Here is a 26,781-nt window from a genome sequence, read left to right as displayed (position 1 = left end):
CCCGCTTTCTAAAAGATTATATTTAAGTTAATTTTACACTATTAATTGACCTTAATTGGGTCTGTTACTTTCTGAATACACACTAGAACAATAAGTTTTTTGGTGTTCGAGGGAAAGGTAAAACATCACGAATGTTACTAGTCCCAGTCAAATACATAACCAAGCGTTCAAATCCTAAACCAAAACCTGATGATTTATAATAACCAAACCGACGTAAATCTAAATATCATGATAAATCAGTAGGATTAATCTTTAATGCTTCACACCTGTTTAATAATTGCTCATAATCATCTTCTCGTTGCGATCCACCCACTAACTCACCAATTCCTGGGACAAGCAAATCAACTGCTCCAACAGTTTTTTGATCAGAATTTAACTTCATATAGAAAGCCTTAATTTCTTTAGGGTAATTAATTACAAAAGTAGGACATTGGTTCACAACTTCACACAAGTAACGTTCGTGTTCGGTTCCCAAATCCAAGCCAAAACTAATCTTGTTGTTTTCAAAGTTAACCTTTTTTTCAGCAACCGCTTGACTTAAAATTTCAATCACTTCTTCATAAGTATTTATCACATACTTACTTGTCGATAAGGTTTGAATTTTCTCCACCAATCCTGGTTCATTAACTGTTGCTAAAAAAGTCAGCTCAGCCAAACCGTTGATTAAAACATCATTAAAGACAAACTTCAGCATTCGTTCAATTAAATCAATGTTGGCTGATAAATCATTAAAAGCAACCTCTGGTTCAATCATTCAAAACTCACTAGCATGACGAGAAGTGAACGAACTTTCAGCACGAAAGGTTGGTCCAAAAGTGTAAACCTTTTTAAATGCCTGAGCAAATGCTTCAGCATTCAATTGTCCTGAAACTGTCAATGAAGCTTTCTTATTGAAGAAATCAGTTATTAAAGGTTTGTGATTTTGATCATAAGTCACAACCCCGAACTCTTCACCAGCACCCTCAGCATCATTTGAAGTAATAATCGGGGTATTAACATAAACAAAGTTTTCTTGTTGAAAGAACTTGTGAATTGCAAAAGCAGCTAAACTTCGGATTCTAAAAATAGCGTTAAAAGTTTTTGTACGAGCTCTTAATTGAGCAATTTCACGTAAAAATTCCAAAGAATGTTCTTTTTTTTGTAACGGATAGTCAGGAATTGCTTCATCAAGAATTTCAATATTTGTTGCCTTAATTTCAAAGGGTTGGTCTCTAGTGGGGGTCAGTTCCATTACTCCCTCAACTGCTAAAATTGATCCTACCCGAACTCTACTTACATCATGATAATTTTTTAAATCAGCTTTATAAACTACTTGGACATCATGAATTGTTGTACCATCACTTAACACTAAAAACGAAACTTTTTTTCCATCTCGATTCGAACGAACACGAGCAATAAATTCCACCATTTGTTCATTTTTTAAATCTTGATATAAATCTTTAATTTCCATCAATACTCTCCTTCTTAATTGGCAAACGTTGTCAATTCATTGCTCTCTTCACCACTATTTTTAATATCTTCATCAGTTAAGACTAACCGTTCAATGGTTTTTTGACTATTCTGATCATCTCCTACAACCTGATTTTCAAAGTCAATAATTTCTCTCAAGTTCTTCTTAAAGTGATCTTTAAAAATTAAACGGGATTGAGAAAAGTCATAGATGACGATTTTATCAAGGTTTTCTTTTTGATCAAAAAATTCTCCCCGACTAATGGTTAATTCATATGAATCTTTAGCTGGTACTAAGTTGTTGATTGAAGAATTGGTATAAAAAAACGGAACATAGTCTAACTCTGTTTTCTCCCTTAATTTTACAAGTAAATTATTATTTTTAAAATCAACTAACTCTTCTTTTTCTGCAGCAGCAATGATTTTTCTAACTCTTTTAGCAGTTCATCGCACAAACGAGTCTCGATAAATATAACGTCATTTTCGTCATTGACTAATGATTAAACTTTCTACTGAATTATAAGTTGATTCACACACAGCAAACTTAACTTGGGCATTTTTAAATAACTGGTTATCTTCGATAAATAAATTATTAATCACATAACTTCCTAGACCTACCCCCATCAACCCGATGCATTCAGGGTGTTTATTTTCCACAAGTCATTCCACTGCTGATTTTAAATCAATGGTTTCTAAAGTCCCCAAAGTTACTGGATCTAAACCCTTATTATCGCCGTGATTGCGAAAATCAAAAGAAAGAACATTATAACCAAGTTCGATAAAAGGTTTGGCAAAAAACAATGACCAGTACTTATTTTGACCAAAATCGTGAGTACTAATAACCCATTTATTGGTATTTGGGTCACTAATATATTGCACCCCATTTAAAATCATTTGATCAGTGGTGTAAAACCGAAAGGGAATAATGTTATTTTCCTTAGAAATAACCATTTCTGGTTGGTGAAAAAACTTGATCATCAGTTTATTCATCTTCGCAACCGAAGTATTTTGAAACTTATTGTTGTATTTAAACGGAATACTGTTATCCACATAAAGTTTGTGAATAAATCGATTTAAAGCTCGTGACTTGGCAATGTTTTTTTTAAGTTCAATCATAAAAGGACTTTCTATTTATAACGTTTTGAATTAGTATAGTGATAAATTAACAAATCGTTGAAGTATAAAAAAGGAATGGTTTTAGAAATATATAACTTTTCTTTTTCCAAATGATTAGCAGTTGTAATTAAAGTATGAATCGAATCAACATATTTACTAATATTAGGATCAGCTAATCTTGATGAAATTAACACAATGTTGGCTTGGTTAGTTTTAATTTTTTTAATCAGTTTTACTAACAAATCATTATTACTATAAAAAGTATAAAAGATAAATAAATCACCTTTTTTTGTGTTGCGAATCCGGTTTTCAATCATTGAAAATTGATTAAATAAAAAATAGACGTTTTGACTATGAAGCACTAAAAAGTTTTCTAACTCTTGCACCACTTCTAACAAGGAAGGTTCTCAAGCAACCAAAAACACTCGTTCTGATTCGTGAATCAAAGTTAAGGTTTGGTGAATTTCTTTGCGATCAGTAATCGTATAGTTTTGCTTAATTAAGTTAATCAAATTACTGGTGACTTGTTCATCATTTTGAACCAAGTCATTTTCAATATTAATGGCATCATCACTCAACGCCATAATAAAATCACGATAACCACGTAAATTTAACTTTGTTAATAAACCATAAATCGCACTATATCCAGTCCCAGCTTCTTGAGCTAAACGTTCAATTTTCATTTCGTTTTTCACAATGTGTTGAAGATTGCCTTGGACATACTCTACCAAACGTTCTTCTCTTGGGGTCAATTTATCTTCATCAAGCATGGCTAACCTACTAAAAAACGATCTCATAATCTTACACCCTTTAACACTATCTACATTTTATTTTACACGATTATCTTATTATGAAACTTTTTGTTTTTCATACGCCAGTTTAGCCATCATTGCCGCATTATCAGTACAATATGCTAAATCAGGAATGATTGTTTGCTCTAATTGGTACTTTGTTCCTAATTGTTGAATGATTGTTCTTAACAAAGTATTAGCACTGACTCCACCCCCAACTGTTAAAGTCTTAGGGTGATAAGTTTGAATCGCTCTTGCTAGTTTAATTTCAATAATCTTCATCGCTTGTTTTTGAAAAGAAGCTGCTAAATCATTTAAAGGCAACGGTTCATTTTTTTGGTTCAAACGATGAATCAAGTTAATCATTGCTGTTTTTAAACCAGAATAAGAAAAATCATAAGTAGCATCATTTTTTGCTAAAGGTAAGTCATAAGCATCAGGATTGCCTGTTTTGGCCAATTTGTCAATAACTGGACCTCCTGGATAACTTAACCCCATAACTCTAGCGACCTTGTCATAACATTCGCCAATTGCGTCATCTTCAGTTGATCCAATAATTTGAAAATCATTTGGCGAATTAACCAATTCAATTTGAGTATGACCCCCACTTGCAACCATTGCAAGTACAGGATAAACAAAATCATGGTTAATTGCAGTACCAAAAATGTGACCTTGAATATGGTCATAACCTTGAACTGGTTTATTTAAATAAAGTCCTAAGGTTTGGGCAACAACTTTTCCAATAATTAATGATCCAATTAAACCAGGATGATCAGTATAAGCGATTTGATCAATTTCTTCAAGATCAACTTGACTCTGCTCTAATGCTTCTTGTAACACCCACCCACAATTTTCTAAATGTAATCTAGCTGCTAATTCAGGAACTACACCACCATACTCTTTGTGTTGATCAATTTGTGAAGAAATGACATTACACAAAATTTTATCCTCATCAAGAATCGCTACAGAAAACTCATCACAACTCGACTCGATTGCTAAAATCTTCATTTCTTCATCCCCTTTTTTTCTCTAATGATTTTATTCTGGATTGAACACTAATGCTGCTAATAATTGGTCCAAATTTTTAACATTACTTTTTAAATACTCTTTGATGAGATTTTGACGAAAACTTAAGTAATCTTGATAAATTTTATTCAAATCCTTAACATGAGGATTTTGGGTAAACAAAGTTTGAATCTCATTACGCTTCTCACGATAAGTTTTATTAAATTCTTCAACCAAACCATCGCTATTTTTTAGATCCTGATTTTGTAATGACTGTTCAAACTCTCTCTTATTAACTTCTAACTTAACTAATTCATCTTGAGCAGTTTTCAATTCACCCCTTAATTCTTGATTGCTATACTCTTGAAAACTAGTCATTGTTTGTTCAATTTTATTTCAGTCTTGGTTAATCTGGTTAATCTTCTGAGTAACTTCGTGAACAATTTGTTTATTTGCTGCATTAGTTTTCCCAGGATGATAATAAATCTGAAAAAGCTCTTTTCCTGGATGATAAATTAATTTGTACTTAGTTTCTAAATCACTTAAATAACTTGCTCAAAACAAAGTCAATAATTCATTATCCTCATTAGCTGTTAACAAAGCTTGGTAATTTTCTTTCTGATTACTTTTTAAGTTTGTCCCTGTTGGTAAAGGACGAATTGCTGCATTATTTCTCATTAAACTCACCACTATTCTCAGTAATTTAATTTTACCAAACTCAATTTCTAAAATTATCAAATCGGCTATAATTAAACTCATAATAGGGCAAAAAAGGACGCTAGTTTTGGATTTTCAATTATTTAAACCACATTTAAAAAGAACCAATCTTGTGGTGATGATTAGTTCTTTAATTTTATTATTAATTGGGTTAATCATTGTTTTAACAATTAAAAACTTAGATGTGAAAACTACCAAAGTTCCTCTCGCTATTTTGATTGTTTTGAATTACTTGTTAATAATGTTAATCACATGATTATTAAATCACAGTAAAACCTTTGTTAGTTTTACCTTTTTATTTGTAACTTACAAGTATGAAATTGATCAGAAAACCAAACAAACCAGTAAGTTTCAAGTCAATTGACAAACCTACTTGATAATCATTAGTTTTTTAGTTGTCCTTTACTTTGTTGAACTGACCGCGACAATAAATGGTTATGATAACAACTGAATTAAAGCGGCGAAAAATAATTGATGAACAGTTCTAATTTTAATTGCTAGTAATTTAATTTTAATTATAGGAAGTTATTTGTTAACTTGCCAATTGCTAAATCATGACCAAAAGTTAATCGCAGCGATGAGCAAATAGCTTAACTCTATTTCTTTTTTAATTTAAACCCCTTGTATTCTTTTGATGGCAAAATGTTAATTCGTTTTTTAACTTTTTGAGGATTGTTCCCAAAATTATAATGAATAAAAGGATTAACGACAGAATTATTATCATTTGTACTATTCAAATAATCATGCTTAAATACTTCAAAATTCTTTTTATCAGTTTGCGTATAGTAGTAGAAATTTAATTCATAACTAACGTTTGCTTTCTCAAGTTCGTCTAAGAGAATTTTAAATAATCCTTCATCATTATTTACCGATAAACCAAAAATATTAATTTTAATGACTTCACTTTGGTTCCAAAGAATTTTAGAAATAGCACTTTTTAACGGGTTTTCGTTTTTCTTTGCTAAATTAATTTCAATGTTTTGAAAGGTTTGATCATCAATAAAAGTTTTGCTTGATTTTTGAGTTGCTTTAACTGGTTGATTAGCACTAAAATAAGGAGAATTGGCTTGATAAATATCACCAAGTTGGGAAGCGCCAAGATAAGCTGTTGTTGGTGAAAATGTTGATGTGGTTCGAAATAAAAATTGACCATGTAAATAAATCACTTTCGCTTTTTTCAAAGAATCTTTGGAGTAGGAATTAGTCAAATCAAGGGGTTGAAAAAGAGAACCTTCTGTTCAAGATTCGTAAGCCTCCTGAGCTGAATTGGTATAATTTGTTGTTCAAATTTGGTCTGGTAATTCTTTCATGCGAAAATCCATATATTGATCAATTTGTCGATAATCAGTGGTGAATTCATTGATAATCAAACCAACTAAATTTTTTAAACAATGAAAAATTAAATTCTCACTTGCAACCAGCGTTCGAGCTGGAGCATTAGCTAAATGCATCCCAATATCACGTAATTCTGATTCTAAAATAAAATTTTCATTAAATTCAATTTCATTCCGAATCGTCGTAACTATCGCTTGATAAATTTTTTGATCATGTTCACAAAAGCTTTTAATCTTTTTTAATAATTCTTTAGTTTTATTCTCATCATTAATAAACTCAACAAATTTTTGGTTAAAATTGCGGACATTGGGGTTATACTGACATTCAAACCCGTTCCCTAAAATCAAAATTTCCATTTTTATAATCACCATTCCCTATTTATTCATTTCTTATTTTACAAAAAATAAAAGACCAAAAAATGGTCTTTTGCTAAGTTTTGTTTTAGGGCTGATTATTTCAACTTTTCCTTAATTAATAAATCATCAATCATGGTGTTATTAACCTTTTTTTGTTAAGAACTTTTGACAGTTTTTATTATCTCATTCTTAACTAACAATTCCAGACCTTGACTAAAATTCATCCAAATAAAAAGCACTCATTTGAGTGCTTTTAAACTAATTTAACTACCGCAGGGCCTTATCAAAAGGCTGCCCGTTCGCTGCTGGAGCGTGTGATCACTTCGAAAAGATCACCATGACAACAATTGTTAAGACAAAGGGAATAATTCTAAAGATTCCTGCATTATTCTTAATTGATATATTAGTGGTTAAAGTCCCTAATTGGTTTCCTAAAGTGTATAAGAACCCAAAAGCAACAACCCCAATGGTAATATAAAGAATATTTCATTGACCAAAGATTAGAATCGCTAGTCCTAAGAACCCAAAACCAAAAGTGGTTCCTCCAAAAGTTCCTCCTCCAACAATGGTGCAAATCATCACTCCTCCACCAATTCCAGCTAAGAAACCAGATAAAAAGACAGCAAGGTAACGATATTTAGTTACTGAAATTCCTGCTGCATCAACTGCATTAGGATTTTCTCCAACCATTTTATAGCGCATTCCAAACTTAGTGAAAGTAAAGAAAACTAGTAATAACACCGCAATTCCTAGACCGATTAATAATCAAACTGGAAGAACATGATTGGCATCAACATATAAAGAATGAAAGTTAGTAGAAATATCTGTGGCACTTGAACCAAAAAATCCTGAAGTAGCAAAGAATAATGCGATTCCTGCAGCCAGAATATTAATTGCTGTTCCTGAAATTACCTGATTGGCTTTTAAAGTAATTGAGGCAAACCCGTGGAAGAGGGCAAACACAGCAGCAACAATTCCTCCCACCAAGACGACTCAAAGTTGATCTAGGTTGTGAGTGGAACTTTTGTTCACCGCTGAGCCAATCATTGCTACGACTAATGCCCCAATACTCATCATTCCTTCGATACCGATGTTAACAACCCCACTTCGTTCACTGACATATCCAGAAAGTGCTGCTAATAATAAAATTGCACATAAAGCAAAAGCATAATCTAAAAAGGATAACATTAGCTATTTCACCTCACTTTCAAGAAAACTTCGGCTTCTGGTTTTTGCTTCCAAATCTAAAATATAGGTTTGTAAACGTTCACTATAAGTTCGTTCATTTTCATTTAGCATCAAACCTTTGGTTTGATGGTTTAAATCTTTGTTGTTCATAATTTGTTGTTTTTCAGTTTTATAATCTTCACTGAATAACACCAAACTCTGTTTATAAGTGGTCATTATTCGCTTTGTGTCCACTTTAATTTCTCTAGTTTCATCCAGATTATGATAAGCAATCTTTGATTCTTCAACCCACTTTTCTTCTTTTGCTAATCATTGATAAATTCGCTTCTTAATATAGAAAGAAACTCGAGTATCTTGAGCAGTAAAGAAACTATCGTGATTGATTGTTTGTAAGTCGACTCACATTAAAGTAATTTTTTCTGCTAGTTGATTTAAATAAATTCCTGAATAAACTTGTTGGTTTTTTAACTGATTTTTATAGTTATCATAAGTGCTAACAAATCCTTGCATTGCTGCAATTTGACCCTGACTAGTGGTTTTATCAAACTGGTGACGACGAGTTTCATTCGCTTCTTTAAGAGCAACGACCTTTTTTTGATAAGTTTCTTTAGCACTATCCAACTTGTGAAGATAACTCTTTTGCATCGTTTTAAGTTTTGCTCTAACTTGAACATTATTTTTAGCCTTTTGATAATTAGTTTTTGCATTAACCGCAAGTGCTTGTTGTTGTTCAATCACTGCTTGACCAGCTTCTCTTAAAGCTATAATTTGATCAGTGATTGCTGTTTTTAGCTTAGCAAGTGCTTGTTGTTTTTCTGCCCCACCTAATGTTTTGTCACGACGAATAGCGCTCTTATTCAAACGATAATCAGTTCTTAACGATTCAACTTTATTCTTGGTCTTAATCTTTTGTTTTTTGATTTCTCCCTTAGTTTCAATTGATAAGTTAAATCAAGTTCAGTAGTGAGTTAAATCTCCACTTTTCCCTTCATATCAAGCTTCAATTTCATAAACCTTTTGTTGATATTCTGCTTTGATTGGTTCTAATTGAGTTTTTAGTCAGTGATGATAGTTGTGCGCTTCTTGTTTTAAGTAGTCTTGGATTCCGATATAAGTTGCTTTAACTTCTTCTAAATGTCCCAAGGCGTTTTGATCGCTGATTCTTAATAACAATCGTTCGCGACGTTTAATCCCTTGTTTTGCTAAGGTCAAACGTTGAATGTAGTTATCTTTTTTCACAGTTTTAATTGCTTGACCAAGTTTTTTATCAACTTCTCTTAGGTTTTTTCTATAATCACGAACATAAGCACGAATTTGCTGATTAATTGCTTGAACTTGTTTTTTGTATTCTTGATAAGAAATCTTTTCAACCCCTTGTTGATAACTAAGTTTTAAAAGACGCTTTTCTTCTTTCATTGCTTGAGTGTAGTTTTGCACATCTAAACCAGGACGCAAACTTCAACGAATTTTAATAATCTTTTGACGTTCTGATCATAACTTTTGAACTTGTTCACGAGTCGTACGCGAAGAAAAACTAGCTAAATTAATCTTCAACTTCAAGATTGGATAATAATTAATAAAGACTACTGAAATGGCAGCAAAATAAACAATAATTCCAAAGATTAAACTTGAGGTTTGGTTCGACATGTTAAATAAAGATGCAGTTCCAGCTCCTCCTGATTGTAAAATTCCTCACAAAAACGAAGTGAAGAAGATTCCGATTGGATTATTAAAGGCTACTAGAGAAATCGCAATCGCATCATAACCAATTGCAGGAAGATTGTCCACAGTAAAGGAAATGTTGGGATTTAAAGTTAACACGTTAACAAACGAAGCGATTCCTGCTAATCCCCCAGAAATCAACATTGATTCAACAATTTTGGCTTTAACATTAAACCCAGCATATTTTGCTGCATTTGGTGAGGAACCAACCGCTTTTAATTTATAACCAAAAACAGTTTTGGTTAATAAGAAAGCAACCAAAACCAAACAAATAAAGGCAATAATTAAAGGAATGGCGATTGAACTGCCATTAATTGCTAGTTGATCTGAAGGCATTGAAGCACTCGTGCTAATTCCAGCTCCAGTCAAACTTTGATACTTGGTAAACAAGAATTTTAACAAGTATCAAATTGTTCAGTTCAACATAATTGTAGTTACAACTTCGTGAATGTTGAATAAAGCTTTTAGAGCACCAGCAATTCCTGCTAAGAATGCTCCTGAAAACAGACAAATCAAGAAAACAACAATAATATCACCAGCATGCATCGCGTGATTATCACCAACTGCTAAACGATAATAAATAATTGAGATTCCTGCCCCTAATAACATCTGTCCAGAGACCCCAATATTAAAGATCCCGGATTTGAAACCAAGCCCAACTGCTAAACCAACAACAATATAAATTGCCAATCATTGGAATGTTTGTTCAACAAATAAGCTACTAAAAGAAACATTAAATAATTCTCTTAAATAGACAAAGGGATTGACGTTTTGAGCAGCAATAATAATCCCAGCAATAATTAAACCTAAAACAATTGCAAAAACTGATCCCTTAATATATTTAAACTTCTCACGAGTTTCATAAGAAGAAAATACATCACGAGTTTTTCGCTGTAGTTTTCAGTTGAATAAATTTCATTTATTCATGAAGATTAACCCCTTTCTGAGTTAAGGTGCTACCACCCATTAATGCCCCAATCTCTGCTCGTTTAACTTTATTAGCACTCAAAGTTTTAATAATCCGACCATCATTAATCACTGCAATGTTATCAGCTAAACTCATGACTTCACTAAGTTCATAAGATACTAGTAACACCGCTTTATTCTGCGCTTTTTCTGCTAAGATTTGACTGTGGATATATTCAATTGCGCCAATATCTAATCCACGAGTTGGTTGAACCACTACTAGTAAGTCATGAGCCCGATTAATTTCTCTTCCAACCACAAACTTTTGTTGGTTCCCTCCTGACAGACTTCGTGATAATGCTTTTCCGTTGCGACTACCGCGCACATCATACTGGTGAATAATTTGTTCACCATATTTTTCCACTTCGTTTTGATTAATCATTTTTAAAGTTGTGAACGGTTTCTTATCAATACTTTGTAAGACAATATTGTCTAAAACGTTAAAATCCATGATCATTCCGTACTTATGGCGGTCTTCAGGAATATGACTCATTCCCATTTCATAACGCTTTTTAATCGAAGTGTTATTGATATTAACCCCTTTAAAGACAATTCCTCCACTTGATGGTTTAAGTAAACCAGTAACAGCTTCAATTAGTTCTTTTTGTCCGTTTCCTTCTACTCCTGCAACTGCAAGAATTTCTCCTTCATGAATTGTTAAACTTAAGTTCTCTACAGCATTTAAACGGTGATCGCTTTCCTTTTTGACAGTTAAATTAATTACTTCAAAAACTTTTTTCTTGCCATGAGTATGATCTTTGTTTTTAACTTTAACAAGTTTTCTTCCTACCATAGCTTCACCAAGCACGTTGCCTTTGATCTCTTTAACATCAAATTCTCGGACGTTTTTACCAAGACGAATAACTGTCGCTTTCGTAGCAACCTTTTTAATCTCTTCAAGTTTGTGAGTAATAAAAATAATCGTCTTCCCTTTAGCTTGTAAGTTCTTCATAATCATTAATAAATTATCGATTTCTTTAGGAGTTAGCACTGCTGTTGGTTCATCAAAGACCAAAATATCAGCATTACGATAAAGAATCTTTAAAATCTCTACGCGTTGTTGCATCCCCACAGAAATATCTTCAATCTTAGCGTTCAAGTCAACGTGTAAACCATATTGATCCATAATGTTAGTAATTTGGTGTTTAATCTTCGCTTGGTTGGTAAAGATTTTTAAACTAGTTTCTTCTACTCCCAGCGCGATGTTTTCTCACACCTTCATCACCTGCACTAACTTAAAGTGTTGGTGAACCATCCCAATTTTGTATTGATTCGCTTTAATCGGATCAGTAATAATTACTGGTTCACCATTAATTTTAATTTCACCACTATCTGGTTGGTACATCCCAAATAAAATACTCATCAACGTTGATTTACCAGCCCCGTTTTCACCAACCAAAGCATGAATGTCATTCTTTTTTACCCTTAAAGTTAAATGATCATTTGCAACAATCATTCCGTTGTTAAACGTTTTGGTAATATCAAGCATTTCTACAGCATATTCACTCATTGTTTTTTCCTTTCTTTGCTCAGAGTCATTAATTATCATTGACTAACTTAATTTCACCGCGATTAACTTTTTTGCAACAATTTCCTCAGCAATCTTCTGAATTAAAGCCCCGTCCATATAACTACTAATCTCCATGCTGGTTTTTTCAAAAGCAGCATTGACGTAATTAATTAAGACATTGGTAGCATCTGGTGCATCGTCTTGTTTTTCTTCATCATATAAGAATAACTTATGGGTTTTAAGTTGATATTTCCCACTACCATCATCAACCAAATCCACGGACCAATTCAAAGCTGGAGTTGGAGAAAGACCATCCCACACGTCAGTTCAAGCATTCCCGCTCCTATCTTTTAAAGAAGAAGAATGTTGTAAGGCAGCTTGTGTGGCACTACTAATATTTTTAATTGCACTAGTAATAAAACGTCCGTGAACAGCATCACTATCATAAGCAGTCGCTTGATCTCCATCCACCCCAATAATGTAAGGTCGACCATTAAACCCACGAGGAATATAGTTTAAAACATCTTGAATTTGAGGCCCAGCAATCGGAAAAATTAAGTCTGATTTTTCTTGACCAATTAACTTATCAACAATACCTGATTTAGTAGCCCCTCCTAATTGAAAATTACCGCTGTAATAAGCAGCATCGGATGAAGAAGTAATTTTCAAATCACCCACTTGATGAGTGGAAGTATTGGCTAAATAAATTTTTCGGTATGATTCAGAGGTAGTGGCATAATACTGATTGAAAAGTTCAACTCCCAAGAATGCCCCCCACATATAGTTATCTACTGCATACTTAAACGAGGTTCCTCCAAAAGTACCAAAAGTAATTTTTCCATCCCCATTAACATCACCTTGCATTTTTTCTGTTTCATTGCCTTGAGCATCCTTAACCTTGGTAGTTGCTCAATAAGCAGCATCAAAAACTGCTTGCATACTTGCAATTTGGGAATTAAAAACAATACTAATCACATTTTGATATTCAGGATTATCATAGTCTGCTTTTCCATCAATCAGAATTACAGATTGATTTTTAAACAACTTGGTAGCTTCACTTAAAGTAGGGATATGAGCAAATCCTGACAAAACCAACGCATCAGCTTTTTTAAGTTTTGCTAAACGGTAACCTGAAACCAGGGAAGTGTAAGAAGCGTCGACTGACTCAACATAATTATTTTTCCCAATCAGGTTATAATTGTACATTAAATAGGTATTCATTCCTTTGTAAGCGTCTTCATTGAAAGCGTGATCGTCGACTTTACCACTTTCAGTAACTAAAACCACTCGTTGGCCCTCAACACCACTAGCATATTTAGGAGCAATACATCCAATTACACTTGTAGTACTAATGCCAATCACACCAATTGATGACAAAATGCCTAAAGTTTTTTTCACACCATTTCCCTCTTGCCAAGATTCAAACAAAAGTGGAATGTTTCAGATAAGAATCAGAAGTTATTTTTAACTACTAAATTCTCATAGTCTCTAATAGGTTAGAGGTAGAAACAATATCCCGTTCTGATATCTTATATAAGAATTTCCTTTATTTTATATATTTAATTTTAACATGAGGTTTTAATTTATTACTAAATTATTTTTCATCATAAATTAGTCTAAATTCTTCGTTTCTAGCTCTATCGATAATCTCTTGAGCTAACTTAGTAATAATTTTTCCGTTCAAATAATCAATTGCTGTAGTTCCTAAATCAGCAAACGCGTTATTAACAAAATTAATTAGCACATCACTTGCATCAACTGGTAGTGATCCTGCTTCATCAGGGTTATCACCATTTTCTCCATCAAACAAGCGTAAATAATGCTTGCTGATTTTGTACTTACCACTACCATCATCTAAAAGGTCAACTGACCAGTTTTTATAACGTCCAGGAGTAGTACCATCCCACATTTCATCAGCACTTGTTTTGGCAGCATAACTTCCATCAACTTGTTTATTTACTAACGATTGAGCGTGTTGTAAAGCAATTTTTGTGGCACTATGAACATTTTTAATTGCACTAGTAATAAAGCGCCCGTGATAAGCAGAACCATTAAAAATTTCAGCTTGATCAACATCAATTCCAATAACATAAGGTAAACCTTTATAACTACTACTACGAGGATGATAATTTAAAACATCTTCAATTTGAGGTCCAGCCACAGGAAAAATGATATCAGCCTTGCGATCATCAACTAGCTTAGAAACAATCCCTGATTTGGTAGCTCCTCCTAAATCAAAATTATTAGTTCACCAGTCGTAACTACTGGTGTTGGTCACTTTTACTGATTCAATTTTATAATCATCAGTGTTTGCAAGACGAACATAACCACGAGTTTCACCATATCACTTATTGAATAGATCCATTCCTAATAACAAGCCTCACATGTAGTTATCAACTCCATATTTATTTGAAGCTCCAGCAAAAGTACCGAAGGTAATTTTTCCATCCCCACTCGCATCACCTTGCATTTTTTCTGTTTCATTGCCTTGGGCATCCCTAACCTTAGTAGTTGCTCAATACGCAGCATCAAAAGCCGCTTGCACACCTCCTAGTTGAGAATTAAATAAAACACTAATAACATGATCATAAAGTTTGTCAGTACTTCCTGGTGTTCCATCAACTAAAACAATAGTTTTTTCACCAAAAAGCTTTGCTGCTGCAGCAATTGTAGTTATGTGATTAAATCCTGGTAAAATAACAGCATCAGCCCTTTTAAGTTTTGCTAAACGATAGGCAGAAACCACCGAAGTGCTTGAGGTATCAGCAGCTTCAACATAATTGTTCTGACCATCCAATCCGTATTCTGATTTAACAAAGTTTTTCATGCCAATATAAGCATCTTGATTGAAAGAATGATCGTTAATCCGACCACTGGTGGAAACTACCACCCTTTGTCCCGGACTACCCACAGCATATCGGGGAGCAATACAAGAAACAACGCTTGTAGAGGCAATACTGGTAATTACAAGACCCCCTAATAAAGGCAGGATTTTTTTCATTATTCACCCTCCTTCAGGTATGTTTTAAAAAAGAAAACACGTATTCTCAATCAGCAGACCCATAAAAAAGAGGATTATTTATTATCAAAAGTAATAATCCTCATTAAACATACCTAGAGTATGTTCTTATAGTCCCTGATTTCTGGTAGGGGTGGAGTCAGTAACCCATTGTGTTACCCTATATAAGAATTTGATATTCAATTTTATGTAAATAATAATAACCTTAATTGTTTTTAAAAAAAACAGTAAAAAACAAAGTTTGTCATTCTGGAATTATTACCTTTTTAAATAAGCCCCTATTTATCAAGGTGATAATTATTTTTCCACAGCACAAAAAAAGTTAACTAAAAATTATTTTCCCTGTTTTAATTTGGGACAGTCTATTTTACACCAAAATAGACTGGCAAGGCTTCAGTAGAAGCCTTGGATCCTTTTTAACTCTTGGTTTTTTGCAATAAAATTTTTATAGTGACTGGGGTTGGAAAATGATTTTCTTAATCGTTTTTCCTTGAGCATGAAACTTCTTCTCATATTCAGTAGGAACATTAGTTTTTAACTGGTTAGCATCAGCATACAAATCAGTAGTTTGATAAACAATTCTCCATTGCGGATGTGCAGTTATTTGTTCTAAACTAAACTGATAAAGTTGGTCATTATCAGTTTTTAACTCAACTTTTCCTGATGGTTTTAAAATTTTAAAATAGTCATCAAGAAATGTTTGATAAGTTAACCGTTTTTTATAGTGTTTTGCTTTTGGTCAAGGATCGGAAAAATTTAAGAAAAGACAATCAAAAGAGTTAGGCAGAAAAACTTGTTGAAGTTTTTCTGCAAATCCATTCATAAACTTTAAATTATCAAGTTGTTCGTGCTTTGTAATTAAAGCTTTTTTTAAAGCAACCCCAACCACCGTACTTTCTTTTTCCAAACCAACCAAGTTTCAGTCGGGATGAATTAAAGATTGAGCAATCAAAAAATCACCCTTACCACAACCAATTTCTAAAGCATAAAATTGGTTGTGATTAGCAAAAAAATCTCCTACTTTCAACTGGTCGTTTGACACAGAAATTAAATGCTGAGGGTGATTTAATAAATAATCTTTTGTTCAGTTTTTATTTCTTAAACGCATGTTTTTCTCTCTCTATTTTTTAGTAAAATGCTAGTCCTAAACCAAAGAAAATCGCACAAACAACAATAGTAATAATGCCAATCATTAGTGGAGAAGAAACTAATGAAGGATCACGTTTGAGTTTTTTAGCCCCAATTGGTAATAGCGATCCTAATAATCCACTTAAAAGAATACCAAGAATCAAAGTCACACTGCTGGCTAAAACCGCATCTCATAAACCTTGACTTTTGATGTCATTGAATTGAATTGCATAGAAGATTACTAATCGTAAGATATTTAAAACAACCATCACAACACTAACAATTAAAGAAGTTAACATTTCTTTAAAGACTAAACGACGCAGTTTTTTATGATCATCATTAATTGACAACGCGCGAACAACATTACTTGTTGATTGGTTCACACCAATTCCACAAACTCCCATTAAAACAAAAACTAACGGAACATACAAATAAATAGCCCCATACTTAGCATCATTAACTGTTCCTAAATCAGCGAGATTTAAGCCATAGTCATTGAAAAAAACGACTAATAAAATTTGCACAATCGTGGCAAACAACATTCCCCCACCCAGTCAAATTAAACGAGAAAGAAACATTCCCCCAATTCTTTGTTTGAAAGGATCATCATCGTTGAATGGTGTAATCCCAGCAAAACGTTGTAGATCTTCAGTAGTTTCTCGTTCGATTACATCAACCACATCATCAATCGCAATTACTCCTGCTAACTTATTATCAAGAGTAACTACAGGCAAACTATTCAAATCATAACGTTTAAAAACTTGAGCAACTTCTTCTTGGTCTTTATCAATTTTTGTTGAAACTACTGCTGTATTCATAATGGTTTCCAACTTAGCTTCACTATCATTGAACAGTAGGTCTTTCAGCTGGATTTGTCCTACCAAAGTTTCAAAGTCATCAACAATGAATAAATCATCAACATTTTCAACCTTATCATGAACAGCTTGGACTGCTTTAATTGCTTCTGAGACTGTCAAAGTTTGGGGTAACTTTAAAAAGTTAACACTCATAATCCCTCCAGCAGTTTGTTCGTCGTGTTGAAGAATATTGTTTAATTCTAAGCGCTTTTCAGCACTAGTTAAATCAAGAACTTTTTTAACATCATCTTTGTGTAAATCATCAATTAAATCAACCAAGTCATCACTATAAATATTGTTAACTAAAAGCTTTAAATCATTGTTATTTAAATTCTTTACCAATAATTCTTGAGTTTCTAAGTTTAAATAAGGAAATAAGGTAGTTTGATATTTCTTATTAATCAATTCAAAAGTAGCAATAATCTCAGCTTCATCATCTAACTGGTTTAAAGCACTAGCAATGTCAACATCTTGGTACGTGTTAAATAACTTATTAATTCTTTTTTTATCACGGGTTTGTAAAACTTTTTGGATCTCTAAAGTGAGTTCGCTCAATTCTTTCATTAAAATTTTCCTTTGTTAATACTTCTGTTAATTCTATCAAAAATAAAAAAACAAGACATCATTTGCTTGTGCATGTCTTGTCTTGATGGTGCTGAATTCAGCATTTGGTGGAGATGGCGGGAATTGAACCCGCGTCCAAGAAACCCTTGTCTATAACGTCTACAAGTTTATTTGCTTTCCTAACTGATGATTAATTAACTGAAATCAACAAAGGATTAAAGAATCATTTGCAATGGTATTTAAAAGCTATTTATTGCAATCATAACTTCGGAATCGATTGGGTAAAAAGATAATAATTAACCGACTAAAACTACTACCCTTAGAAATGTTTAACTTAAATTAAAGTTGGATTAAGCAGTTAATAAAGCTGCCCCAGCTTGATTGTTTGTCATCATAAATGCTGGCATTTCAAATTTTTCTTCTTTTTTGTTTGCGTTTAATCAAACCTAGTAGTCTTTAGGTTTACCAGACCACTGCTGTTATAGACAACAGATATCCTGTCGAAACCAGGACACCCCCGTGATGATCTAATTGAAATCACACTCTTATTTTATGCGAAAATTAGGTATTTAACAAGCAAAACTCATTGCAAAAAACTCAGGTTAATTAGTCTAAATAGATGAAAGATTGAGGAGCAACTTTAATGTTGTAATCACTCAAATCTTTAGGATTTGGAAACTTTTTAACCTTTATCAATTCAAATGCTAATGCCTTTTCTTTATTAATGTAATAATCATCAAAAAAATCTTTGCTAATTCCAGAAAACTCTTTTGTTATGTTTCAAATAGTTTCTAAAGAATCGTAAAGTGTTGTTTTAACTTCCGCTTCAGCAACCACTTTCATTAAAGGATAGGTTTCATAAATAATAAGTTTATCAACTTTTCGTTTCGGATTAATCTTGCGAAATTCGTATTTCTTTTCACCACTTAAAATTTTTTCAACATATTCAGGATTGATTGAAATTAAAATTTTACACATAACAATCACCTATACCTTATTCTAAACTTTTAGTTCTTTGATAGTTTAATTATTTTATCAAAATTTTCTTTCGAAACTACATCAAATGATTGGGGTCCTGATCCTGGAGAAATTATATTTACATCTCATAATTCATTCAAAACCACATTATGAGGCATTTTATAAAGTGGTATGAACTTAATAACTGCAAGATTAATTCCGTTTTTTTCCTTTCAATATTTTTCCAGCTGTTTCTCATCAAAAATACTACGATTCTTACAAAAATCAAAAAAAGTAATTTTATCAGATGGAAGAAATATTTCAGAAATTACTGCAACAGTTGTCACTACAGATTTATACTTTTGTCCATTTAATCCACGACCCATTCTATAAAGTAAAATTAAATCACCTTCACTTGGTGGATTTTTTTGCCTAAATTTTCATTTAGCGCGAGACACATAAACTTTTTCTAGCGCATTTCTATAGGGTTTAGTGGGGTCATAATCAGGAATCTTCTCATATTTAACTATGTGTTCTGGAATGAGTTCGTTGTGAAATTCTGGATTTATAGGTAAAAAGAAATAATTGTGATTTGGCTTTAGAACTGGAAAATTTCATTTTATATTCTTTGAACTATCAAAAGAAGACTTGTTTAGATTTTTTATATAAATTTTCTCACCTGTTTTTTTATCAACTCCTCATTCGAGAAAACCTCATTGTTTAAAAATTGCGATAAGTCCTTGCGTATACTCTCTCTCATCAAAAATGGTTACATAAATTTCATCAACTTTACATTCTTTAGCATTATCAAAAACAAAGCCCAAAAACCTTTCGCCCATCTTTTGACCTTTTGGTTCGGATTCTACTTTAAAAGTTCCAATCTTTAGTCTTTTTTTAGGAGGTAAAGATGGTGAAAAATTAGAATAATCTTCATTTTTATCCTCAATTTTAAAATAGAGAAAACCATAAAGTTTGTTGTTATCGTCAATGGCCAGAAAAGCCATTTCATCAGCTTTCTTTTTAAATCAAACTTCAAATTCATTTTTCCCAAAATTGTAGTCTTTCTTCAAACTATCAAAAAATGAATCATTGATATCGAGTTCATTAAATCTCTTCTTTTGAATATGAAGTTGTTCCTTACCAATTAATTGATTCATAACACCAAACCTCTTTTCATAATCAATCTTAATTTTACTTAACCTATCGTTTATAACCCTTATTAATTTCTCGTTGAGAATCGCGTTCTTTAATTGTTTGACGTTTGTCGTGAAGTTTCTTTCCTTTTCCTAAAATAACCTCTAATTTAACCCGATTATTAGTTCAATATAACTTTCCAGGAACTAGAGTTAATTTTTCTTCTTGAACCCTTTTTAATAAACGGTTAATTTCTGTTTTATGTAACAATAATTTTCTAGTGCGACTAGGATCTAACTTAGTAGGGGTATTAGTAGAATGTTCATATCTTTTAATATTCATATTAATAATAAACACTTCTTGTTTTCGAATTAAAACAAACGCTTCATTAATTGAAACATCACCTTGGCGAATTGATTTTACTTCACTACCAGTTAAACTAATTCCTGCCTCAACACTATCAATCACTTCGTAATTAAACCGTGCCTTTTTATTAGTGACAATAATTTTCATACCCATTGTTTTCACCTTTTCTAATTAACAAACTGGAAATCAATTTTGCGAGTTGGTAAATCCGCTTTTATTAGTTTAACTTTAACCTTATCTCCCATCTTGTAAATCTTATTTTGGGGAGTAATTAAACTTTGACTCTTTTCATTATAAGAGGTTCCCTGAGGAAATTCAGAAATATGCACTAAACCTTCGACCATATTTTCTAACTGAATAAAAGTACCAAACTTTAAAGCTGTTACTACCACACCAATGAATTCTTGACCCACTTTATCTTGCATATATTCCACCATGCAAACCTTAATCACTTCACGTTCAGTATCAATTGAACTTTGTTCAGTATCATTAATGATTAAACTCGCTTTTTCCACAAAAGCAGCATTTTGCTCTAATTTTCAAGCATCAGTTTCTTGTTTAACTAAATATTGTTTCAAATAACGGTGAACAATTAAATCACTGTAGCGACGAATTGGCGAAGTAAAGTGCGTGTAGCACTTCGAAGCTAAACCAAAATGACCAATGTTAATTAAACCATACTTTGCTTTGTCCATGTATCGCAACAAACTTAGGTTTAAGAGTTCTACTTCTAAAGAATCAGTAATCTGTTGATCGATTTGCTTTAGTGTATGATTCAAGTTTTTAGGATCAAGTTTTTGTTTATCAGTTAACTTTACATCAATTCCAAAGTTAATTAAAGTAGCATACCATTCTAATAATTTTTCAGCTTCAGGACGACCATGATTTCGGTAAATAAAAGGTAATTCTTTTTCATAAATTGTTGTAGCAACCGCTTCGTTGGCACTTACCATAAAGTTCTCAATCAACTTTTCACTTTCTCCACTTGTTCGTGAACTAATCTCCACAACATTGGCATTATCATCTAAAATAACTTTAGGTTCACGAATTTCAAAGTTGATTGTGCCACGAGCAATTCGCTCTTTATTTAAAATGTGGTGCAATTCAAAAGCATGATTTAGCATTGTTTGGACTTCTTTACTAGCACTAATCGTTTTTGTAGCATAATACTCATTTACCTGATTGTAATTTAAGCGGCCAACTGAAATCATGACGCTTTCATAAATTTGTTTCTCAACCATTTTTCCCGTTAAGTCAAAAACCATTTCACAAACCAGAACAAACTTCTTTTCATTTGGGTTTAATGAACAAACTCCATTAGATAAAACCTCTGGAAGCATCGGAATCACAGTATCGACCAAATAAGTTGAATTTCCCCGCATTAACGCCTCTTTGTCTAAGAAGGTTTTTGGTTGAACATAGTGCGCAACATCAGCAATTGCGACAGTTAAGCGATAATGTTGGTCATCAATTTTTTCAACCCCAATTGAATCATCCAAATCCTTAGAGTCAACCCCATCAATTGTCACCATCGTTTTACCAATCAAACTTTGCTTGGTTCTCTTATTCAATTCTTCACTTTGGTTATCAGGAGTTAGAGCAACCTTTTGTGCTTCATTTAAAGTATTTTTATTAAAATCAATCTTGATGTTGAATTCTTCAGCAATCGCAATGATTCGGTCTGATGCTTTTAAAGCATTACCAATAACTTTAATAATTCTGACAAACAACTTGCGACCTTCACTCCGTAAAATCTTTGCCTTTAACAATAAATTTGCATCTAAGTGAAAATCTTTTTTGTTAACCATTACTACTCGAAACGAACTTAAACTTTGATCAGTTGGGATTAAATCAAGAAACCTTTCATCGCTTGATTTTTTTAATTCTCCAACCAAAAATTCTTTTTCTCGACTAGAAACTTCAGCTACACCTGCTTTAAATCGGGGTGGAATGGCAGGATCGTGTTCTTGATAATTATCTTTTTGAATTCGATAAACAACAACATCACCACTAATGGCATTATTTAAATTTACTGGGGGAATAAAAAAATCATCACCCTCTAAATCGTGAAAATTTGTCACAAATCCAAAACCTTTGGGATGCATTTTAACATGACCCTTAAAGTAAGGTTCTTGATCAATTAAATAAACATTAAAATCGGGAGTTAAAGCAATCAGATTTTGCTCATCCATTTCTTTTAAAAGATTCAAAAGCTCGTTTGAATTAGCCTTTAAGTTTCGCTCTAAAATCGTTAAAGGCAGCTTCTTCTCATGTTTCTTTAATAAATTAATAATTTTGGTTTCCATCATGCTGATACTAAACTCTCCTTCTGGTAATTAAAAAGTAAAAAACACTACTTTAAAATAGTGTTTGTTAAGATACATATAACTAAAGTGATGACAAAGAAAACTATTCCTAAAGACAACATCCAGATTGAAAAGACCTTATCTGCACCACGTTCTTTAGAATTGGTAAATAACTCTTCGTTTCCACCATTTAATGCACTTAAACCAGTTTGTGATTTTTTATTCTGTAATAAACCAATTACAATCATGGCTACAGCAACAATCATAATCGCAATTTCAAACCCTAAAATAATTCGATTTGCCGTATAATTTGCCCCATTACTTGCTAATAATGCGCCCATAGAAATAACCCTCCTCTCCTTTTAAAACTAATTGTAATTCTACTATATTTTTGTACTTAATTAAACCTGGCCTTTAATTTTTATTAATGCTACTAGTCAAAAAAAGACCAACCTCTTTTTAATGGTTTGGTCTTTTAAAATTAGTTAATTATCCTTTTTTAAAAAGCTCAGCTAACTCAACATTTAATCCCTTAGCAATCTTTTCAACTGCTTTTAGAGAAATATTTCTAGTTCCCCGTTCAGTATCAGAGATGTAATTGCGGTGTAATCCTGAACGAAAACTCAATTCTTCTTGAGTAATGTTTTCCTTAGTTCGGAGGTTTCGCATATTTTGACCAAGAATCCCGACGATGTCTTCTTTTTTTATTTCTTTAGTCATCCTTATTACCCCTTTCTTTTTGCTGATTTAATTATATCTAAAATAAATTGAAACAACACTTTTTTGTTTACTAATCATCTTTATAAATTTCGTGATAAAGTTTTTCAATGTTTTTAAAAAGATTAGCAATCCCAGACTTAGTAATCACAAAACCTTTTTTTTGCATCTCACTCTCTAACTCCACATATGACGATTCAGGAAATCTTAACCTTAAATTTGCTAAAACATTTGCTTTCTCGCTTAACTTTTGCATTTGATGGTGTTGTTTAATGTAAGTAATTTGTTTTACTTGTTCTTCAGCAGTTTTTAACACCTTTGCTTGGTTAGAAATATCAATATTAGAAATTCGGTTAATGCTATTAACCATGTCTCGTGAAATGCGTTCGTTTTCAAATTTCATTACACTTAATCCTGCATCAATAAATTTCAAAAAATCAGAAATCAAGGATGCTTTCTTTAAATAAGTCAGATAAATCTGATTTTTACGGTTTAACAGTTTAAAATTAAAACCCTGATTGTCCATTAAACTTTGAAAATAAAGCGCATCAGCATTTTCTCGAAATCTTAACTCCAAATGGTAATAAGACTGGGGCGCATTAACTGAACCAATCGCTACAAACATTCCCGCCACATATGAACGTAATAAATCAGAATGACTAAGAATTTCTTGATCAAGGACAATAACCTTACTTTGTCTAGTATCAATGATGTTTAATTGGATTAAAAAGTTTTTCACTTCACCATTTAAAGTTAAATGATAAACTTTTTGTTTCTTTAAAGTTTGAGATTGAGTAATTGAAATTAAAACCTCACCTTGATAGTGTTTTTTGACAAAAGTTAATAAAGTTCGCGCAATCTTGTTACTAATCGTGCTAATGTGCAGCTTTAATAAGTTATCAGAATAAATCAACTCACCGTTGTATTTAATAAAACCACACAAAAAAGCTTGTTCTTGAGCGTCACTGAAAGTATGAGAAACAATTTCTTCTTTAACTTCTAAAGCAAATGACATCAATTCACATCCTAATCATTAGTTTTCTTTTTTTGCATTTTAGCAAGTTTTTGCGCTGCCTTATCTTCTTTAGAAATTTTTTTTCTCTGTTTGATTTGTTCTTGTTTACTTGAATTAGTTTGCTTCTTTCTTGACTTTGGTTGTGAAGTTTTGTTCAAGTTCAATCATTTTCTCAAATAATAAAAGTACGCTTTATCAAGATGAGATGCTTCAAAGTATTCTTTTTCATACAACTTATTTGGTTGACGGAAGAATCAAGCAATCACATTTTGACTAAGAATCATCATTAATAGTCCCAGTCCTGCTGTCACCATAATAATTACTAACGATAATGTCTTTTCATACATGATAAACAAGTGGTCGTAAGGTCGTTGCAACTCTAAAGCAAATCTGATGATATTTCAAGCTAAGAAGTACCCTCCAGCCTCTGCTCCAACCTTAGTAATCCAGTACTTTTGGGGATTGTTTGCTTTAATTAAAGTTCTTCCACTATGATAACGACGCGAAGTTAAACTAGCGCTCTTATGATTAATTTTAGCAATCTCTTTCTCATAGGTTGGTTTTTGATCAGTTTCAAGTTTTTTATAAAAAGCTTGGTTTCAAATTACAAAATAACTTTGGTTTCGTTCTGGGTGTTTAACCAATTGTTTAGCTGAATATTTTCAAGGCATAATAAAGTTTAATCATCCTTGCCCAGCATTAAAGTGATATTCTTTAGGAAGTTTTTTTCAAGGTTTAGAGCCAATTCATTTCCCAATATTTGGCAAAACAAAAGTAATTAAACCCCAAACAATAAATAAAGCAATTGATTCATAGAAGAAGATTGGTGCCATTTGATAAACTTGACCATTTTGCAAATTAATTCCGTTAATTATTTGACCAGTTGCTCCAGTATATCTTCATTGCGTATTCACTTGAATATAATGAGGTAACCAAGAAAGTGGGTTGCTAGATACCGATCCCACTGGTGGTCCCATCACTTCGTGGTTAAAGAAGTTTCCTCACCGCCCAATACCTTGCCCTAACAAGATGTTGGGAATGATACAGTCCATATAAGTTCATAAAGAAACTTTAGTGTAACGACCCATAATTCCATAAACAATTAAACCAGTTAAAGTTCCAACATAAACCCCACCATGAATAGCCATTCCTGCGTGTCAAAAGGCAAATAATCCTCAAAATCCAACTCCATTAGCATTAACTCCAGGACCATCAGCGTTTAGCTTTCCAAAAATTGAAGCTCCAAATAGCGACATAGGAATAATCGCAATCACTCCTCATGCCAATTGAGTGACAGGAATACCTTTTTTTCAAAACTTAAACGCACTATAACCAACTGCAAGAATCATTCCCAGAGTCATCGTAAACGCATAGACATGAAACCATCCCCCATAATCAGAACTAACTGTTCAGGTTCCTGGATCTTGTCAGTTATCACCTTGAGTTCAATCAATCACCTTTAGTACTCCTTAATATTGTAATTGATTATACCGATTCTCTGGTTAGAAAGTATTGTTATAATCAATTACAATATTAATGAGTATAAATAAAGGAGAATTATTATGTACCAAAATCGAGAAAAATATCTTAGTGCCTACCAGTCATTATTAGGAATAGCTTATGCGTTTGCAATTCTTAGCACCGTGCTTACAGCAGCGTTATTGCTTCCGATGTTATGAACAATTCCAATGACAAAAAGCATCAATAAAAAACGTTTAGCTGCTGAGCCAAGTGAATGTTTAACATTAGGAGTTTGTGCTTTATTCTTTTTAAGTATCATTTCTGGAGTTCTATTAATCGTTGCTAATGGTAAGGTTGATCAATATGAACGAGCAAAAATCAGTGATGCTACTAACACCAGAATGGATGAAGCTGCAAACAATTTTCAAGTTTAAGCATTAAAAAATATTAAAAAACCTTATCATTGTTCAAAGATAAGGTTTTTTGTTATTTCATCACGACATAAAATATTAATAAAAGCACTTACATAAACATAACCAAGGATGTATCATAACAACCTGATTGATGTTATCAGAACCCTCATCAAACAATTGAAGCAATAATGATTAGTTAGTTATTTAGAAATCATCAAAAGAAAAAAGGAAGATTTTATCTTCCTTTTTTTAGTTTATTTAGTTTTTGCAGTTTTTGGTTCTGAGAATTGATTTGAAAAATCTTTCTCAACTACTTTTTTAATCTCATTTGCGTGAGTTTCGACAGAAGCAGCTTTTTTCTTTCATTGGTTAGAAAATTCAGTTTTTTCTAATAAAGCATCGAACTCAGCTTTCACTGATTCTGCTTCAGACTTCACAGACTCAGCATTTTCCCAAGCTTTCTTTGCTTCCAATCCCATTTTAACTGCTTCGGCAGCTTCTCTTTTAGCTTTTTCTTTTAAGTTTTTCAAATGTTCGATTTCTTCTTTTGTAAACATTATTCATTCCTCCTTTAGATTTATTATAATTAGTTATATCTATAAATTTATAAAAAGAACTTATCTTTTGCAATTAAAACTGACGAAAAACGTAAAAAAAACCAAACTAAGTTAAAAATACTTAGTTTGGTT

At 32.4% G+C, this 26,781-nt stretch carries 24 protein-coding genes, 1 other RNA gene and 1 riboswitch; of the genes, 2 read left to right on the top strand and 23 right to left on the bottom strand.

The window, feature by feature from the left end:
• Nucleotides 1–82: 82 nt before the first annotated feature.
• Genes asnS through LD125_RS00290 form a run of 5 tightly spaced genes read right to left on the bottom strand, consistent with a single transcriptional unit; the run spans nt 83 to nt 5,039 of the window.
• Nucleotides 83–1,450, bottom strand: a complete 1,368-nt coding sequence (gene asnS / locus LD125_RS00310; protein ID WP_250137319.1) for an asparagine--tRNA ligase — start codon at nt 1,448–1,450, stop codon at nt 83–85.
• 14 nt (nt 1,451–1,464) lie between these two features.
• Complete coding sequence (locus LD125_RS00305; RefSeq protein ID WP_250136540.1) at nt 1,465–2,565, bottom strand: alpha/beta hydrolase; 1,101 nt, start codon at nt 2,563–2,565, stop codon at nt 1,465–1,467.
• 11 nt (nt 2,566–2,576) lie between these two features.
• Nucleotides 2,577–3,362: a MurR/RpiR family transcriptional regulator gene (locus LD125_RS00300; RefSeq protein ID WP_250136541.1), complete on the bottom strand. Its 786-nt coding sequence runs from the start codon at nt 3,360–3,362 to the stop codon at nt 2,577–2,579.
• 51 nt (nt 3,363–3,413) lie between these two features.
• Nucleotides 3,414–4,364: a tRNA (adenosine(37)-N6)-threonylcarbamoyltransferase complex transferase subunit TsaD gene (gene tsaD / locus LD125_RS00295; RefSeq protein ID WP_250136542.1), complete on the bottom strand. Its 951-nt coding sequence runs from the start codon at nt 4,362–4,364 to the stop codon at nt 3,414–3,416.
• Between the two features lie 30 nt (nt 4,365–4,394).
• Complete coding sequence (locus tag LD125_RS00290; RefSeq protein WP_250137664.1) at nt 4,395–5,039, bottom strand: hypothetical protein; 645 nt, start codon at nt 5,037–5,039, stop codon at nt 4,395–4,397.
• Between the two features lie 106 nt (nt 5,040–5,145).
• Between LD125_RS00290 and LD125_RS00285 the strand changes: the two genes are divergently transcribed.
• Nucleotides 5,146–5,667: a hypothetical protein gene (locus LD125_RS00285; protein WP_250136544.1), complete on the top strand. Its 522-nt coding sequence runs from the start codon at nt 5,146–5,148 to the stop codon at nt 5,665–5,667.
• 7 nt (nt 5,668–5,674) lie between these two features.
• On the opposite strand, the gene LD125_RS00280 is transcribed toward LD125_RS00285, so the two are convergent.
• From LD125_RS00280 to LD125_RS00200, 17 genes are all read right to left on the bottom strand, one after another.
• Nucleotides 5,675–6,769: a hypothetical protein gene (locus tag LD125_RS00280; RefSeq protein WP_250137316.1), complete on the bottom strand. Its 1,095-nt coding sequence runs from the start codon at nt 6,767–6,769 to the stop codon at nt 5,675–5,677.
• Between the two features lie 267 nt (nt 6,770–7,036).
• Complete coding sequence (locus LD125_RS00275) at nt 7,037–7,957, bottom strand: ABC transporter permease (RefSeq protein WP_250136546.1); 921 nt, start codon at nt 7,955–7,957, stop codon at nt 7,037–7,039.
• A gap of 3 nt (nt 7,958–7,960) precedes the next feature.
• Entirely contained in the window at nt 7,961–10,606 is a 2,646-nt protein-coding gene (locus tag LD125_RS03840; RefSeq protein ID WP_250137665.1) for an ABC transporter permease, read from the bottom strand.
• Entirely contained in the window at nt 10,599–12,155 is a 1,557-nt protein-coding gene (locus tag LD125_RS03835) for an ABC transporter ATP-binding protein (RefSeq protein WP_250137666.1), read from the bottom strand. Before LD125_RS03835 ends, LD125_RS03840 begins: the two co-directional genes overlap by 8 nt.
• A gap of 42 nt (nt 12,156–12,197) precedes the next feature.
• The gene (locus LD125_RS00260) at nt 12,198–13,553 is read right to left on the bottom strand and encodes a BMP family ABC transporter substrate-binding protein (RefSeq protein WP_250137667.1); all 1,356 of its coding nucleotides are present in this window, start codon (nt 13,551–13,553) and stop codon (nt 12,198–12,200) included.
• Between the two features lie 196 nt (nt 13,554–13,749).
• The gene (locus tag LD125_RS00255; RefSeq protein ID WP_250137668.1) at nt 13,750–15,156 is read right to left on the bottom strand and encodes a hypothetical protein; all 1,407 of its coding nucleotides are present in this window, start codon (nt 15,154–15,156) and stop codon (nt 13,750–13,752) included.
• Between the two features lie 124 nt (nt 15,157–15,280).
• Nucleotides 15,281–15,344, bottom strand: a riboswitch (nucleoside riboswitch).
• 275 nt (nt 15,345–15,619) lie between these two features.
• On the bottom strand, nt 15,620–16,282 hold the full coding sequence (gene trmB / locus LD125_RS00250) for a tRNA (guanosine(46)-N7)-methyltransferase TrmB (protein WP_250137669.1): 663 nt from the start codon (nt 16,280–16,282) through the stop codon (nt 15,620–15,622).
• 19 nt (nt 16,283–16,301) lie between these two features.
• A complete protein-coding gene (gene mgtE, locus LD125_RS00245; RefSeq protein WP_250137670.1) occupies nt 16,302–17,723 on the bottom strand; it encodes a magnesium transporter in 1,422 nt (473 codons plus the stop codon).
• A gap of 105 nt (nt 17,724–17,828) precedes the next feature.
• Nucleotides 17,829–18,242, bottom strand: a transfer-messenger RNA (tmRNA) gene (gene ssrA / locus LD125_RS00240).
• Between the two features lie 87 nt (nt 18,243–18,329).
• Nucleotides 18,330–18,701, bottom strand: a complete 372-nt coding sequence (locus tag LD125_RS00235; protein WP_250137671.1) for an ASCH domain-containing protein — start codon at nt 18,699–18,701, stop codon at nt 18,330–18,332.
• Between the two features lie 29 nt (nt 18,702–18,730).
• Nucleotides 18,731–19,837 carry a hypothetical protein gene (locus LD125_RS00230; protein WP_250137672.1) on the bottom strand — a complete coding sequence of 369 codons (1,107 nt, stop codon included), beginning with the start codon at nt 19,835–19,837 and terminating at the stop codon, nt 18,731–18,733.
• 43 nt (nt 19,838–19,880) lie between these two features.
• On the bottom strand, nt 19,881–20,333 hold the full coding sequence (gene smpB / locus LD125_RS00225; RefSeq protein ID WP_250137673.1) for an SsrA-binding protein SmpB: 453 nt from the start codon (nt 20,331–20,333) through the stop codon (nt 19,881–19,883).
• Between the two features lie 14 nt (nt 20,334–20,347).
• The gene (gene rnr, locus LD125_RS00220) at nt 20,348–22,489 is read right to left on the bottom strand and encodes a ribonuclease R (RefSeq protein WP_250137674.1); all 2,142 of its coding nucleotides are present in this window, start codon (nt 22,487–22,489) and stop codon (nt 20,348–20,350) included.
• A 44-nt stretch (nt 22,490–22,533) separates the two neighbouring features.
• Nucleotides 22,534–22,827, bottom strand: coding sequence for a preprotein translocase subunit SecG (gene secG, locus LD125_RS00215; RefSeq protein ID WP_250136555.1), 294 nt, complete (start codon nt 22,825–22,827; stop codon nt 22,534–22,536).
• A gap of 148 nt (nt 22,828–22,975) precedes the next feature.
• Nucleotides 22,976–23,206 carry a helix-turn-helix domain-containing protein gene (locus LD125_RS00210; RefSeq protein WP_250136556.1) on the bottom strand — a complete coding sequence of 77 codons (231 nt, stop codon included), beginning with the start codon at nt 23,204–23,206 and terminating at the stop codon, nt 22,976–22,978.
• A 70-nt stretch (nt 23,207–23,276) separates the two neighbouring features.
• The gene (whiA, locus tag LD125_RS00205) at nt 23,277–24,218 is read right to left on the bottom strand and encodes a DNA-binding protein WhiA (protein WP_250136557.1); all 942 of its coding nucleotides are present in this window, start codon (nt 24,216–24,218) and stop codon (nt 23,277–23,279) included.
• A gap of 11 nt (nt 24,219–24,229) precedes the next feature.
• Nucleotides 24,230–25,675: a prolipoprotein diacylglyceryl transferase family protein gene (locus tag LD125_RS00200; protein WP_250137675.1), complete on the bottom strand. Its 1,446-nt coding sequence runs from the start codon at nt 25,673–25,675 to the stop codon at nt 24,230–24,232.
• A gap of 105 nt (nt 25,676–25,780) precedes the next feature.
• Here LD125_RS00200 and LD125_RS00195 point away from each other — a divergent pair, with 105 nt between their 5' ends.
• Nucleotides 25,781–26,113: a hypothetical protein gene (locus LD125_RS00195; RefSeq protein WP_250136559.1), complete on the top strand. Its 333-nt coding sequence runs from the start codon at nt 25,781–25,783 to the stop codon at nt 26,111–26,113.
• A gap of 233 nt (nt 26,114–26,346) precedes the next feature.
• Here LD125_RS00195 and LD125_RS00190 read toward each other — a convergent pair whose 3' ends face one another.
• The gene (locus tag LD125_RS00190; protein WP_250136560.1) at nt 26,347–26,649 is read right to left on the bottom strand and encodes a hypothetical protein; all 303 of its coding nucleotides are present in this window, start codon (nt 26,647–26,649) and stop codon (nt 26,347–26,349) included.
• Nucleotides 26,650–26,781: the final 132 nt, after the last annotated feature.

Origin of the sequence: Mesoplasma sp. JKS002658, from assembly GCF_023566355.1 — a bacterium.
GTDB classification, from domain to species: Bacteria; Bacillota_I; Bacilli_A; order Mycoplasmatales; family Mycoplasmataceae; genus Edwardiiplasma; species Edwardiiplasma whartonense.
Note: the sequence above shows the minus strand (reverse complement) of the source record. Positions and strands in the feature narration are given on the sequence as shown.